This is a genomic window from Gottfriedia sp. NPDC056225 (assembly GCF_042267765.1).
In the GTDB taxonomy this organism is placed as follows: domain Bacteria; phylum Bacillota; class Bacilli; order Bacillales; family Bacillaceae_G; genus Gottfriedia.
Genome location: NZ_JBHJTJ010000013.1, coordinates 77,895 through 93,645, shown reverse-complemented (window position 1 = coordinate 93,645; position 15,751 = coordinate 77,895). Strand labels below are relative to the sequence as shown.

Here is a 15,751-nt window from a genome sequence, read left to right as displayed (position 1 = left end):
CCTTATCAAATATGATAATAAGGTACCTTACTAAAATTGTCAATTATAAATTTCCATTCTAAATGATACTAAGCAGAGCCTTAAGTCTTAATAACTTAAGGCTCTGGCTGAGAACTTCAGACAGCTACTTAGATCAGTCATAGTTTTCAACAAGAACATTTAACTTTTTAATCTGCTCTTCCATACCAGTATCTGCATTAATAAATACTTGATATGTATCATTCCCTCTAATGCCAACAAATTCGTAGCAGAGCACTTCTTGATTTAATTTATTTAAAATAATTGCTTTGCGCTCTTCCATTATTTTTATATTTGAACTAATATTATTTCGCGCCTGTTCAACTGATATTTTTGGCTTTGGAATCGTTCTTTTCGCAAATGCTGATAAATAATTTCTTGATGAAAATCCAACAATACTTCCGTCATCAAGAGCTATCTTCATCGTAACGGATTCAGGATATATTCTGACACCATCCTGCTTTGAAACATAAGTAAATACACCGACAGTATCATATTGCGAGCTTTCGGTAAGCTCCATATTTGAGAATTTATTTCTTTCTAAAAATTTAAGGCCATTAATTGAAGCTTGATTCAAGTCGACTTTTTGTGGTTTTATAGCTCGGCTATCAATTACCCAAACAGGATAGCCTCCCTTTTCAGTAATATCCATATAAATTTCACTATTTGTTTTTGGTTCCCTAATTTCTAAAGTATAGTATCGATCTTTTAATTTCTCGCCTGTGAGTTGAGCTTTTATTTGTACAGTACTATTTAATTCTAGAAATTTCTTGGCAATATCGATTGCTTGTTCTTTTGTTACTTTTTCACCTTTTACATTCGCTAGGTTTGACCGATTTACTTTAAAATCAGTCAGTGAAGGATCTGCATTTGCATCCGAATATGTCATTACATTCTTTTCGACTGTTTTAAATCCGTCAATAATTGCGTTATTTTTTGGATTTTGATCCTTTGCATAAGCGAGTTCAACATCCATCCAACGCAGTTTATTTTCAAAAACCATATGCTGCACTTTTCGAATCTCACCTTGTATCTCAGCAGAGTTCTCATATAATTTTTGTAGCTTTGCGTATTCGTTTTCAGTCAAAGGTTCTTTATCCAAATCTCTTACTGCAGTTCGATAACTGAAGTCACCTATATCGGTTAGAAACTCTTCTGTATTATTAATTGGTAAAAGTCGCAGTGGCAGCTGTCCCACATTAGAATGAGCTTGTGAGGTAATACCCCATACTTCAACGAGGGCTGGTGAGATGGATGACTTCGACTTCATTGCCAAGGTGTCACCAATTTTATCGTGTAATAAATCTAATTCATAAGTCAATTCATGGAATGCACGTTGATAATTGTTTTCTGCCTGAACTTTAATTTCGTTTTTAGCTTTATGCTCTGTATAACCCCAATATGAAGTTCCTAATATTCCTACTGCTAAAACGCCTATTGCAGCTTCTTTAATCACACAAACACTCCTTTCTTATCGGCAAAATATATGTCTACCAATTTGCTTAATTTGTGGTCGGCTCCAAATCCAAGCACTAGTCGCTGTGTCAGGATTAAAATAATATAAAGCATTTTCGCTTGGATCCCATCCATTTACAGCATCTAAAACTGCATTTTTTGCAGTCTCATTCGGCGTTAAATAGATTTGTCCATCAGATACTGCAGTAAAGGCACCTGGTTCAAAAATGACACCTGAAACTGTATTTGGAAATGAAGAATTACTTACACGATTCAAAATTACTGCTGCAACAGCCACTTGACCGATATACGGTTCGCCACGCGATTCTCCATAAACTGCATTTGCCATTAGCTGAATATCATTTTGCGAATAACCATTTGGTACATTTGATCCAGAATTACCTGTATTTCCGGAGCTTTCATATTTTGTAGCTTTTACTAGCATTGCTTTTGTTTTTGCTCCTACAATTCCATCAACTGGCATCCCAAAGTTGTTTTGAAAGTTTCTAACGGCCCAGTATGTGTTATATCCAAAGACACCATCTACTTTACTAGTGTAATAACCGTTGTATTTTAAGCGAGACTGTAATTCAATAACATCCTCTCCGGTAGCACCCATTTGTAAAACTTGGCTTGTAAAAGCTTGTACATTATTGAGCTGAACATTACAGAAAATGCTCATAAAAACGATCCAAAAAATTAACGGACCCTTTAAGAAAACTAGTTTCCTCATTTCAAACCTCCTAAAGTATAAATATCCCTTTTTGTATTTTTTTCAAGAACACCCAATTTATGTAAAAAAATTTAAAAAGTGAATTATTTAGATCCATCTGATTGTGATGAGATAACTGTTTCTTTTAATAAAAAAAGACAATTCACCTTGATGGTAAATTGTCTTGAATAATATTATGACTTTTTTTTCGTGAAACTAATTAACTTTAACTAGCTTCGCTTTACTTATATTTCCTGCACTATCCTTTGCCGATACAGATAAGGTAAACCCTTTTTTCAAATCAAGAATTTTTAGTTGATAATTTCCATATTTATCAGATGTAGTTGTATATGTTTTACTACCATTTTTAGCTAATACGCTAATGTATTTTTCAGTTGTTCCACTAACTATTTTTGTTTTACTAGAAGCAGTTTTTACTGTAGGCGTACTAGGTGGTGTTTTATCCAGCACTACAGTAACCGCAGAATTCTTATATTGCTTATTTTTACTAGTTACAACAATATTTAGCTTTTTGCCTGCTTTTTGAAGTGGTAAACTAATCATAAAATTACCAGTAAGATCAGCTTGTCCACTAGCAATCAGCTTCGTTCCATCCATTACACTTATTAATGCTCCACCTTGTGTGAATCCTTTCAATACCTTGTCTTGATCAGAGACATTATAAACATATGGTGTGCCTAGTGGTTTTATCACATTAAATGATGTTCCATCCGACATGTCTATTTTGTATGAATCTTCATTTAATGAAAAATTCATCACAGAATTAGCATTATTACTTATACTTGTAAAATATTGAACATTTTTTCCACTAGATTGAAAATCTAATTGTTTAATAGGATAAATACTATTAAATACCGTAGAAGCAAATCCTCTAATTGGTGTCTTCTGACCAAAATACTCTTTTACGCTAGAAGAGTTATGTTGTTTGAACATAATCGATTGATTCAGTAAAAAAGTACTTGGATCAATTTTTGAATTCTCGATTCCTTGACCAATATTAAAAATTTGTTCTGTTTTATGACTAGTATTTGAAAGAATTTCATCTTGAATGAGCGTTACTTTGTTCTCCTTTAAGTACACGATTGTACGATAAACTCGAACACCGCTATAAATTGTATGTTCTCCTGTAATAATGACACTTTCTGGGCTATCAATAAAATTCGTCATTTTAGATTTTCCAACATTGCTAACTGAAATTGGATATGACTTTCCATCAATCGTAACTACATTATGAGCAAATGTTGTTCTTAAGTACTTTTGATAAGGATCGCTTGTATTGTAATTATATTTACCCCCATCGGTAAAGATTTCCTTACCATTTTGAGAATAGATAAACGATAAATCATCAGCATGTTTATGCGAGGTACTAAAATTACTAGCTGTAAATAATAATGATGAAGTATTTACTCCCCAACCATCTCTAATAACTGCAACTGCGTTAGATAGATTACTTACTAATGGTGGTTGTACCCCACTTTTTCCTTTTGTAATAACATATTCGAATTCAGGATCTAATACTGAATATTGACTCGGCCTTGGTAAATAACGAAAGTCTGTATCACCTAATCTAGGAACCGAAAAGTCTGATAAAACAAGCTTCGCAAATGCATTTTGTGCTTTTAGTAAAAGATTCGTCAAATCACGATCATTTGCAATCTTATTTATATCCCCGATCAAAGTCATAACAACGTCAAAATATTGTGGACTATGTTCTTTATGAAGACCATCTACCGTGAAATCCTTTTTTATATGAGCCTTCGTTCGATTTAGTGCATTTACTCTCCATATTGAACTCGTTGCTTCTTCAGGGAAATAGGCCGCAAATTGAATAAGGGCACGATCTTGAAAATAACCATAGTTTGTTTTTGTATCATAATACTTAGAGCTATTTAACAAGCTGCCATGTAATCGAAGTATATTCTTTATGTAGTCTTCATTTGTTTGGGTTGCTACTGATGAATTTGCATAATAATGATAAAAATACATTAAATTATTCGTGCGATTCGCAATAGTATGTGCATTATATGTATAGTAATCCGATGGCTTAGCCGGATTCGAATTTACACTCCAAAATGACTTGATTAAATTTAAACCGTATAATAAATACTTTGTATCATTCGTTTTTTCATATGCATTTGTTAAAAAACTTAAAGTATCTAAGCTTTGATAATACAAACGCCATGTTGTACTATGAAAGGGATCCTCCTTCCAAGTAATCTTTTTAGTCGGTTTATAAAAAGAATAGGTTGGAGAAACATACAATTCTCCCCCTAAGATGCGATCAGCAATAGCTGCTGAATCATTTGATACTTGACTTCTCTTCGTTAAATAAATTTCTTTATTTACTTCAGCAAATGAATGAATAGTAGTAAAAAATAACATAATGGCTGCTAAAAATATTGCACTTAATTTTTTCATAGTTCCTCCTAATCTGACAATCTATTAAACTGTCAACCAGAAGATTATACTACAAAAAAACTCATTATTTTCTAAAAAAACAAATATATAATTTGAATATTTTGCCAAAGTATGATTCGCTTTTTGTATATATTTCCAAACGAACCATTTTATGTAAAAATCTTTTTAAAAAGCTAAAGAATCACTTGTAAATCAGTATAATGCCAATTTATTATCAAAAAAAAAGGACCGTTTTGGCCCTTTCTGTATAAAGTCAAAAAATGGATTTTTCGGATACTATTTTATTGATGAATGCTATTATTAAAAGTAATACCTTCACCATATACTCGATCATAAATGATCCAATCCCAAACATCATTTGAGTGATTTTTAAGTACCCAATCATACCAAGATTGTTCAATCTGATTATTCGTAAGAATCTTCATTAGAAGTGGTCCAATTTCATATGATTCTAATTTAAGATTACCATTTTGTAAAAATGGCTTTGAATAATTCTTAATCTTGTCCATTGTATTTTTGTCATTACTCCAAATCCACATAGGAGTTTCATTATACCAATCTTCTTCTTCGATCTTCTCTACCGGAGCTCCCCACTGCTCGTAAGTTTCTTTTTTATCACCAAATGTTGGACGATGGTCACCATAAAAAAGGACGATTGTAGGATTTTTACGTTTTTTGATTTCCTGCCATACTGAGACAAGCGAATTTCCACTTTTATAAATACCACTTGCATAGCTTCCCACTTTTTCTTTTAACGTGTCATCCATTGGAACTCCACTTACTTTAATATTTTCTTCCGGAAAGCGACCTTTATGCCAATCAAAGTGGTTCTGCATTGTCACAAAGAAAACAAACTGACTCCCTTTTTTATTAATTAAGGATAATGCTTTTTTGGAGCTACAGTCGTCAGATATATAAGAACCAAATTTTTCACATGATGTTAAATCTTTTTCAGACAAGAACTGATTAAACCCTAAGTGAGGATAAACTTCTTTTCTTTTAAAAAAGGTTGTTTTAAAAGGATGAAGCGCAATTGGATCCATACCTAATTTTCTAACATCCTGAACGAAACTAGGCATTTCTCTATTTCCCATTTTTCCTTCTTGATATGGAGTACGCTCTTCCAATTTCCGTTTTAATTTTAGGCTAGTCAAGATTTCAAATTCCTCATTAGCTGTTCGGCCTCCAAATGTGTTACTGATTAAAGTCCCATGAATCCCTTCATTTATTGAACGAAGGGGTGCATTTGGATCGGTATTCCATGTTAATTTCGTACCATCAAAAGTATTATAAGCCTCACTTTGGATCACTAAAATATCCGGTAATTGTGCAGGCTTCGTTAGTGGTTTCGATGATTTTAACTCATTAATAATTCCATCTTTTACATTAGGAGCTAACTTAGGCTCTTCTTTTTTACTGTTTATATACGTTACTAAAAATGTTGGATACATACCATATCTTTCTACGCTAGTTTCGTAATTCCAAGGAATATATTTTACATTTGAATATTTAACAAAATAAGCATACCCTTCTTTAGTCCCAAATGAAAAAAACACGCCTAGTGAAACGATTAATAGGAAGCGGAAAGCATTTTTCCTTTTAGAAGCATTTCTCCATTTTTTATAGGCAAAATAAGTGCCTAAACATAGAAAAGCTAGAATCGCAAATAGGCCACTCCATTTTAGAATAGAAGGAAGTTTTGAAAATTGAATAAAGACGATTGGATCACGTAGAAAAAGTAAATCACTCGGATGAAATGGCTCTCCAGTATATTTTATTTTTTCCGATAGTGCATAAGAGAATATTCCTAATGCCCCGACAATCGTCACTAAAATCCACCAAACGTTATAGCCAAGGGCATACAGACCGATCACAATGATGGAAACAATAACAGATACAATCAAAAAGTTCCATTTAAAAGTATCTGTTAGCATCCAATTCTGATAAAGTTTCACATCGTTTTTCCACAAATAATTATGAGACCAGATAACAAGTAAATAACTACAGACCAACCCTATAAGAATTGGTCCTAGGAAATGAAAGCTTTTTTTAACCATTAAACATCTACCCTTTATAATTAATCGCTACTCTCAATTTAGAAGTAGCTTCATAAAAAATATCGTCGGTTTTAATTTAATTTCTCATTTGGTAATTCTTCATCAAATTGGTTGATTTGTTGAATGATCTTCTCCATAACTAAAGATTCAAAAACTTTAGCGGCTCCTTCTGTATCACCAATTTCTGATTTGTATTTCGTATCAAATCTACTTAATATACTACCTTTTTCAAAAATCCCCCAAATATTATTCCCACTACCTTTATAATCGCTCAATTTCGACGGTAAATAAGGATTAATATCTTTATAATCTTTCGTGAATGCATCGTTTACAACTAGACAATCAAATTTCGTAGTAAAATTCAAAAACTCTAAAAAGTTAACGTACGGATTAACTTTAATATTTTGTTCAATTGTCTCTCCTGATAATTCATTTGCTAGAGCCTTTGGATCAGAAGTAAAAATATGAAGTTTAATTTTATCTCTTAATTCAGGCTTCGTTATTTTAAGCCCTTCTATTAATTCATTTAATTTTCTCGTTTGATAAAATGTACCAAAATACCCTAGGTTTACTTTACTTGGATCAATTCCATATTTACTTGCCTTAACATGATAATATTGCTCCGGTAATGTCGGTTGATTACAAATTTTTGCTTTATTTAAAATGACTTCTTTCATTTCTTGCAACGGGAACATTTCGGACATGTACTTCATCTGATTTTCATTTGTAAACACAATTTCATCTGCAAATGCATAAGCAATATATTCACACCAAAAAAACATATTATTATTAAACGCTAGTGGGAATTTATTTTTCTTTAAAAGGGCATTAACCTTTTTATAAAATCCTAAATCAATAATTGCAGACTTACGCTCATTTCCTTGAATATCCAAAAGGATTGGATCTGAGAACTCCGCAATCCATCTTACTTTTGGATTTTTTAGTTTATATTCAAATGCCAAAAAGTGTGAAGCTGGCCAGAGTGCTCGGCTATAAACTTTATGATATGTACCATTTTTTTTTTCTTTAAATTTAATTTCCTTTAGAGATTTTTTTATAAAATCTTTCATTGATTTCCATTGTTTAAAACTACTAGCAGATGAAATTTCCATTCTATTAAGAATAAACCCATCCACCATTGCATTTTGACGATAATCAGTTTCTCTTACCTTTGACATATCATTATAAATGACGTCCACTACTTCATTATTTTCGATAATACGTTTAGCCATCACAGTTCCACTTGTATCAACATAAGGTGGAAAACAATAAGAAATTATTAAAGAACGTGCCTCACCATTGTATAGCCTAAAATAAGGGAAATAGACAAAACGATGTTTATTTACTTCTTCAGTTACTTTTTCTCTCAATTCATTGCTATTATTTATATACCGATCTATAAATCCATATTGAGCGTGTATCTTCCCTTTAATGAATTGTTGAATTGTAGGACTATTTGTTTCTCCAAGTAAAACATCAAGATGTTTCATTACTTGAAGACGCTCTATTACATTAAACTCAAATGAATTTTCACGTCTAGAAACCGAGTTATCTCTTAAAACTCGATAATAAATTGCATGCTCTTCTAATGGCACAACTTTAAGATGAAAGTAATGTGAAGCAAATAATTTAGTAAAAAATACTACATCTTCTCCACTTTTTAATCCGACAGAATAGTGCTGGGTTTTTACATTCTTTGTTGGTATTAGTTTACAAGCGTTCATTGTTAAAACACTATTCAAGTCATTATAAGTATAAAGTTTATTATCCAACGCTTTTTTAATTTGGGAGTTAATTGGGTTATTGGGATTCATGTTTCCATTTAGATCCACATCGACAACTTGTGAAATAACTACTGAATCTTCATCAGCGTGATTAAACAGTTTCTCAAGATAATTAGTAGAAATATAATCGTCATCATCTAAGAAAGTAATATATTTTTTAGATGCTTCTTGAATCCCCATATTTCTTGCCGCCGAAACACTAGCTGCTTCTGAATAAAGAACTTTGAAGTGATTTATACTTTGCTCTTTTATAAATTGCATCAAAATCTCTTCCGTTTGATCCTTTTCTCCGTTAATAATAAAGATGACTTCGAAATATTTTGATGAAAGGGTTTGTTCTTTTAATGATTCAATGCACTTAGTTATAACCTTTTCGCCTTTATATGTTGGGACAATTACGCTAATACCATTTACTAGCTTTTTGAAATGATATTTTGAAAAGTTAGAGTCCTCAGGGATTTCTTTCTTCATTCGTTGGTATATTTCGATTTTCATTTTTTCAATTTCTTCTAGTCTTTGTTGAATTTCAAACTTGTTCAAAAATAACTCACCTACCTTTTATCTTTCTTATAGCCCATCTTTTTAACTTCCAATAAAATCGAATTATTTTACCAAGCTTTGATTGCATTACTTTCGAATAACGCTCTTCTAATAATTGGATTTCTCTCTCCAATTTTTCAATATGCTTTAAATTTTTATATTGTAGCTCTAGCGCTGTTTCTTCATTAGTTAAGAAGGTTAAAAACTGTTCATAAAACTGCGATTCATTTTCAATATGATTAAAATTAGCTTTAAGCTTATTTAGTTTTAAAAACCAACTAGGAATTTCTGATTCATTTATTTCTGAATTTAACGAGTGAGTTCTAGGATCGATTGTTGTCATAATCAAGAGGTCCTTCCAAATAGTATGAATACTCTTTAATATGCCCTAAATAGCAAGTTTTTTTTCATGAAATGTAAAGATTAAATTTCATTTTCTTAGACAAAATAAAAAAGACAATCACCTTTAGGTAAATTGTCTTAAGTAATCATATTGAATTAAGCTTGAAATTGATTATCCCTTTTAATTTTACGTGATAGATCTTCGTAAACCCCTGAACCGAACAGCACACCGATTAAAATTAAAATAAAGCCGACTACTTGTGTTAAAACGATTTTTTCTCCTAAAAATAGTACCGCTCCAATTAGAGAAAAAAACGGATTTAGATTTAAAAATATTGCTGCCTCTGTTGTACCAACCTTGCCAAGTGCAAAATTATATAGCATATGCCCCATAGCTGTAGCAACAACTGCAGATGCAAAAAATACCGCCCAAATTCCAGCAGAATGATGTACCATACTTGCCAATCCATCTGGCTCAAGTATTTGACTGATTCCAAATAAAATGATTGATCCCATTACTAGCATGTATCCAGTCATTAATCTTGGGTCTAAAGTTTTAGAAGCTTTTTTAATTAACACGAAACTTGAAGCTTGAGCTAAAATTGCTAAAAACACATAAAAATCTCCATGTGACACTCCATGAAATCCGCCACCACTTTGGAAGACAATAAAAGCAACTCCTGCAAATCCAAATAAAACGCCTAAAATTCTAACAAAGGTCATTACACTACCTAAAAAGAAAACTGACAGTAAGGCTGTTAAAAGTGGCCCCATCCCGAGTATTAGGCCCCCGTTTGATGCTGAAGTTTGAGAAAGACCAATCGATAAAAAATAATGATGTGCGACTACATTTAATAACATCGCAGGAAATACATACCCAAATTCCCTCTTAGTAAGTAGTCGAACTTTTTTAATTAAAAATAAAATAATAAAAACACTTACCCCAGCAGTAAATACGCGAATTGCTGTCATCGTAACAGGCATAAAGTTTTCTACTAGAACTTTTGTAGCAATAACATTAAATCCCCATACCACCATAATACAAAATAAAATGATGTAAATTTGTTGCTTCTTCAACTTCTCCACTTCTTTCTCTTTAGCCTATCGATTAAAAATAAAAAGAGGGAAATGCTTCCCCTCTAATTTTATGAATCCGAAAACTTTTAATATACTTTTACCAATATAGTAAATTTTAGAGATATATTCAAAATGTATGCTCAAATTCTTAAATGATTATAAAAAAATGCTACCTCCAAATTAAGGGTAGCACTTTTATATAGTAAAGTTTAATCAAGTTCCACAGTAAGTTTGATAAGGACGATCCGGATCAGGTGGAAGTGAACAATAATTTACTTGTTCTTTAGACTTAACAAATGGATTAGAAAGTACTTTAATCAACTTCTCCATTACACTATAATCTCCGTCTTTAGTCGCTGCTTCTAATGCTTCTTCTACTCGATGGTTTCTCGGAATGACCGTAGGGTTGTTGTCTTTCATCAGTTGAAGAGATTCTTCTTTTGATTCTGATTGTCTATTTAGTCTCTTTTGCCACTGGTTTTCCCATTTTTTATATTCAGTAGTTTCGAACAACGGTTCATCTTGCTGCCCATATGATAATGCTCTGAACGTATTCGTATAATCCGCTTTATTCTTTTCCATTATTTCAAGTAATTCATCAATTAATGATTTATCTTGTTCCTCTTCATTAAATAATCCTATTTTTTTCCTCATTCCAGCTACCCAATTATCAACATAAGCAATAGGATATTCAGAAATTGCATCTTGTGCTATTTCTAGCGCCTTTTCTTGGTCATCATGCAATAAAGGTAAAACTGTTTCAGCAAAACGCGCCAAATTCCAACCTGCCATTTTTGGTTGATTACCATATGCGTATCGACCACGGAGATCAATTGAACTAAAAACTGTTGCAGGATCATACGTATCCATGAATGCGCATGGACCATAGTCAATTGTTTCTCCACTAATTGTCATATTGTCAGTGTTCATTACTCCATGAATAAACCCAACCATTTGCCATTTGATAATTAATGAAACTTGCCTTTTAATAACTCCCTTTAGCAATAAAAGATAACGATTCGGACCATCACTTTTTATTTCTGGATAATGCCTTTTTATCGTATAATCAGCAAGATCTTTTAACTCATTTACACTGCCCCATCTTGAAACATACTGGAACGTACCTACACGAATATGACTAGCAGCAATCCGAGTCATGATTGCACCTGGTAGTCTAGTATCACGTTGAATCTGCTCACCTGTCGTTATTACGGCTAGGCTCCGTGTTGTAGGAATCCCTAAGGCGTGCATTGCCTCACTAATTATATATTCCCTTAGCATCGGCCCAAGTGCTGCACGACCATCTCCACCTCTTGAATAAGGCGTTCTACCTGACCCTTTAAGTTGTACATCATATCGCTCATTATTTGGAGTAATCTGTTCGCCTAACAATAATGCTCTTCCGTCCCCAAGCATATTAAAATGAGCAAACTGATGACCTGCGTATGCTTGAGCAAGCGGTAATCCACCTTCTGGAATTTGATTCCCAGCAAAAACATTTATACTTTCTTCGTTTTGAAGTGCTTGAACATCTAAACCAAGAGATTCTGCTAATGGCTTATTTAAAACAACTAATTCTGGTGAACTGACTGGATTTAAGTCTTGAATAGCAAAAAAGAATTCTGGTAGCTTTGAATAACTATTATCAAAATTCCATCCTGCGCCATTTCCCTGTGTCATCTAATCCCCCTTTTCCATATTTTTCTTCAATATATTCTCTCTACATATATCAAAAAAACCATAGATTGACTATGATTTTGCTTCACAATCTATATCTCAATTTAGTCTCTACCATACAATTCAATCTATTCACTGAGTAAAAAAGTATGAAAAAAAGAAGCCTCAATTGGCTTCTTTTTCCATAACTTATATTCCACACTTTAGCTGTACTTGACAGTTATCACATGTATTGCAACCACCATGTTCAACTACAGTACCAACCAAGCAGATTGGACAAGTGTCTCCGTTTTCTACACCTATATTACCTGTTTTCGTTGGAGAAATTTGATCTTGATTATTTTGCGTATCAACATTTTCAACTGCTTCTAGTTCTACAGTTGTAAAATCATTTTCTTCATTTGTTAGTGATAGCACTTGAGCGTCACGAGAACCATCTACATAAACCGTTCCGCCTTTCGCACCACCTTTATGCAATCTTTCATACACTTTCGCTACTTGTTCAACAGTATAACCTTTAGGAGCATTAACCGTTTTGCTGATTGAAGAATCGATCCATCTTTGGATAATACATTGAACATCTGCATGAGCTTCTGGAGAAAGATCCATCGTTCCAACAAATTGTTCTGGTAAATGTTCAATCATCTCATAAACATTTTCTTCCGTTACTTCATAACCATTAGATTCTAACCACTCTAACGCGATATCTGCTACAACTGGTATGAATTTACCTAGACGGCCTGAACGGAAGTATACGAAATTAAAATAAGGTTCAAGCCCTGTACTAACATTCATCATCGTTCCAGTGCTTCCAGTAGGAGCGATTGTTAATAAGTGGGAGTTACGAATACCATTTTCTAATACAGCTTCACGAATTTCCTCAGGCATTTTTTTCATATATCCTGAGTTAATAAAACGTTCTCTTCCATCTTCAAATGTTGATAAGAAAGGAAATTCACCTTTTTCTTTCGCTAACTCAATTGAAGTTTCATAAGTAGCAGTAGCAATTGCTTCAAAAAGTTGATCCACTAGCTTGTTTCCAGCTTCTGAACCATACACAAGACCACAACGGATTAGTAAATCATGTAATCCCATTACACCTAATCCAATACGTCGTTCTCCTTTTGCTTGCTTCGTGTTCTCTTCTAAGAAATACGGAGTAGCATCAATTACGTTATCTTGCATTCTCGTCCCGATTTGAACAGTTCGTTTTAACTTTTCCCAGTTAACTTTACCATTTTCAGTCATTTCCGCTAAGTTAACTGCTGCTAAATTACAAACCGAGTATGGAGCTAGTGGTTGCTCTCCACAAGGGTTTGTTGCAACTACTTTTTGACCATACGATACAGCATTTGTCATTTTGTTTGCATTATCTAAGAAGAAGATACCAGGCTCAGCTGAATAAGTAGCACACACATTAATTAAATCCCAAAGCTCTTTTGCTTTTATAGTGTTGTATGTTCTTACACCGTATCCACGCGCTGCCCATTCACGTACATCTCCACATTCCTGCCATTCTTGATCATAAATTAAACGCATTTCATCGTCATAGTTTTCTAAATCCGGGAATTGAAGCTTGTATTCCCCGTCATTTTCAACTGCTTTCATAAAATCATCTGTTAAACAAACTGATATATTTGCACCAGTTAAAAACTCAGGATTATGAACTGAATATTTACCGCCATCTTTAAGAAGTTCTTTTGCTTGCTCTACTTCAGGTGTATCCAGCTTTCCGTCATTTGTTGCAAGTTGAATTAAAGCTTCAAAAGCAGCCTTTTCAGTTGTACTAATTGGCTCAAACTTTAATTTGCGCTCTACTTCTTCACGAATTAATTTCGATTTTGTTGTTTGTGCTATATAACGTAAAACCTTTGGATTTTGGTTTTTCGATACGATGAATTCTACGATATCAGGATGATTTACATTCATCATAATCATTTGTGCCCCACGTCTTGAACCACCTTGAATGACTAAGTTTGTTAGTTCAGATAAATCGTGTAGCCAAGATACTGATCCACTTGATCGTCCGTTCACACTATATACAATTGTATCTCTTGGACGTAAAGTTGATCCGTTCGTCCCTACGCCACCACCACGTGACATAATTTCCATTACTTTCTTACGGTGTTCACCAATCCCATCGCGAGAATCGTGAATATGAGGCATAACATAACAGTTAAAAAATGTAGTTGAAGCCCCTGTTCCCGCACCAGCCAACACACGTCCCGCTGGTACAAATGTTTTGTTCGCTAAAATTTCATAAAACATATCTTTTACTTCGGAGAATTTTTCTGGAGTTTCTGCAGATGCAAGTCCACGTGCTACACGGTCTGCAATTTGTTCATAGAAGATTTCAAGTGGCTTGTCGACTTTATTAAATGCAACTGTAATCATTGCCCCATCCTCAAATTGAGAATCTAACTGAACAGTTACTTCTTCATCATTATAGTCGATTGCAATTACTTCACCATATCCACGACGAGGAAACTTTGGATCATCCTTATATGTTAAAACAACTAGGTCACCTACTCCTAAAGTTTTAAGCTTAATATCTTTAAATGCATATCGATCTAACATAACCGTTCTAGATACACCTTTAAATGTCGTTTTATGCATTTCAGGATTAATTGGTGTAATCATTGGAAAATGCATTATGTCTTTGTTTAATTTCTGTATATTCGCAGGTAATTCAGCATCAATTATTGTATTTATCATCACCTGTTCCTCCTCGTATAGATTATATCGATTTTACCATATATCGATATATAGGTGTTCACTTTCATCATAACACCCATATGTAGTATTTATCCCGTCTCAACAAGATATAAATATACCGACTTAAGAAGTAAAAGTCAATGTAAACGACCCAAATAAACTTATTTAAATTTGCACATTTTCCCACAAATTTCATTGACAAATTTACTTTTAACTAAGTGCTGTTAAATAGCATCTATAAGAATTGAGGCTTAATAAGCATCCTGCAGTAGGAAGACCATAATTGTATTTTTTTAAATAAAGTTTGATAATTTCTCCAATAAATAGTGTACAATTTATAGAAAATTAAAGAATGGGGAAAAACATATGGTAACTTGTAAAGAAACAAGAGTCATTAGAACAAATTTAGTTTTACCAAATGATGTAAATAGTCATAATACTTTGTTCGGTGGAAAACTGATGAATGACTTAGATATAATCGGGAGTATTTCCGCAATGAAATTCTGTAGATCATCAATTGTAACTGCTTCTACAGATTCAGTAGATTTTCTTCACCCGATCACGATGAAAGATTCTGTAGCATTCGAAAGTTATGTAACTTGGACTGGTACCTCATCATTCGAAGTTTTCGTTAAAGTAACTGCAGAAAACTTAAAAACAGGTGAAGAAAAAATTGCAGCAACTGCCTTTTTAACTTTTGTTGCCTTGGATCAAGACGGAAGTTTAATTAAAGTTCCACAAATTATTCCGGAAACTGAGGAAGAAAAATTCTTATACAAAGGCGGAGAAGAACGCGCTAAAATCCGTAAAAATAGAAGACTAAAAAGTAAGGAATTAGCTGACTTTTTATATAAGAAATAAAGAAAATGGTTGAATCTAGTTGTTATTTGGAAATGGCGAACACTTTGTGTACTTTATTGATAAAGCTGTGAACT

At 33.1% G+C, this 15,751-nt stretch carries 10 protein-coding genes; 1 reads left to right on the top strand and 9 read right to left on the bottom strand.

Annotated features, from left to right (window positions below; genetic code table 11):
• Positions 1–133: 133 nt before the first annotated feature.
• The 9 genes from ypeB to ACFCYN_RS11130 all read right to left on the bottom strand — a co-directional run bounded on the left by ypeB (position 134) and on the right by ACFCYN_RS11130 (position 14,816).
• On the bottom strand, positions 134–1,474 hold the full coding sequence (ypeB, locus tag ACFCYN_RS11170; protein WP_375949340.1) for a germination protein YpeB: 1,341 nt from the start codon (positions 1,472–1,474) through the stop codon (positions 134–136).
• A gap of 15 nt (positions 1,475–1,489) precedes the next feature.
• On the bottom strand, positions 1,490–2,206 hold the full coding sequence (gene sleB / locus ACFCYN_RS11165) for a spore cortex-lytic enzyme (RefSeq protein WP_098170851.1): 717 nt from the start codon (positions 2,204–2,206) through the stop codon (positions 1,490–1,492).
• A gap of 195 nt (positions 2,207–2,401) precedes the next feature.
• A complete protein-coding gene (locus tag ACFCYN_RS11160) occupies positions 2,402–4,624 on the bottom strand; it encodes a heparinase II/III domain-containing protein (RefSeq protein ID WP_375949337.1) in 2,223 nt (740 codons plus the stop codon).
• A 281-nt stretch (positions 4,625–4,905) separates the two neighbouring features.
• Positions 4,906–6,579, bottom strand: a complete 1,674-nt coding sequence (locus ACFCYN_RS11155) for an LTA synthase family protein (RefSeq protein ID WP_375949335.1) — start codon at positions 6,577–6,579, stop codon at positions 4,906–4,908.
• 173 nt (positions 6,580–6,752) lie between these two features.
• Positions 6,753–9,005 carry a glycosyltransferase gene (locus ACFCYN_RS11150; RefSeq protein WP_375949333.1) on the bottom strand — a complete coding sequence of 751 codons (2,253 nt, stop codon included), beginning with the start codon at positions 9,003–9,005 and terminating at the stop codon, positions 6,753–6,755.
• A gap of 7 nt (positions 9,006–9,012) precedes the next feature.
• Positions 9,013–9,348 carry a hypothetical protein gene (locus ACFCYN_RS11145; RefSeq protein WP_172447012.1) on the bottom strand — a complete coding sequence of 112 codons (336 nt, stop codon included), beginning with the start codon at positions 9,346–9,348 and terminating at the stop codon, positions 9,013–9,015.
• 155 nt (positions 9,349–9,503) lie between these two features.
• Positions 9,504–10,433 (bottom strand): DMT family transporter, encoded by a 930-nt coding sequence (locus ACFCYN_RS11140; RefSeq protein ID WP_375949331.1) that lies wholly within the window; start codon positions 10,431–10,433, stop codon positions 9,504–9,506.
• Between the two features lie 204 nt (positions 10,434–10,637).
• Complete coding sequence (locus tag ACFCYN_RS11135; RefSeq protein WP_375949329.1) at positions 10,638–12,104, bottom strand: protein adenylyltransferase SelO; 1,467 nt, start codon at positions 12,102–12,104, stop codon at positions 10,638–10,640.
• Positions 12,105–12,290: 186 nt separating this feature from the next.
• On the bottom strand, positions 12,291–14,816 hold the full coding sequence (locus ACFCYN_RS11130; protein ID WP_375949327.1) for a vitamin B12-dependent ribonucleotide reductase: 2,526 nt from the start codon (positions 14,814–14,816) through the stop codon (positions 12,291–12,293).
• A 366-nt stretch (positions 14,817–15,182) separates the two neighbouring features.
• Between ACFCYN_RS11130 and ACFCYN_RS11125 the strand changes: the two genes are divergently transcribed.
• On the top strand, positions 15,183–15,677 hold the full coding sequence (locus ACFCYN_RS11125; protein WP_172447008.1) for an acyl-CoA thioesterase: 495 nt from the start codon (positions 15,183–15,185) through the stop codon (positions 15,675–15,677).
• Positions 15,678–15,751 lie beyond the last annotated feature (74 nt).

Bases quoted from the DNA above. Each gene is read 5' to 3' on its own strand.
- sleB (WP_098170851.1), bottom strand. From the start codon at position 2,206: ATGAGGAAACTAGTTTTCTTAAAGGGTCCGTTAATTTTTTGGATCGTT.
- ACFCYN_RS11160 (WP_375949337.1), bottom strand. From the start codon at position 4,624: ATGAAAAAATTAAGTGCAATATTTTTAGCAGCCATTATGTTATTTTTT.
- ACFCYN_RS11145 (WP_172447012.1), bottom strand. From the start codon at position 9,348: ATGACAACAATCGATCCTAGAACTCACTCGTTAAATTCAGAAATAAAT.
- ACFCYN_RS11135 (WP_375949329.1), bottom strand. From the start codon at position 12,104: ATGACACAGGGAAATGGCGCAGGATGGAATTTTGATAATAGTTATTCA.
- ACFCYN_RS11130 (WP_375949327.1), bottom strand. From the start codon at position 14,816: ATGATAAATACAATAATTGATGCTGAATTACCTGCGAATATACAGAAA.
- ACFCYN_RS11125 (WP_172447008.1), top strand. From the start codon at position 15,183: ATGGTAACTTGTAAAGAAACAAGAGTCATTAGAACAAATTTAGTTTTA.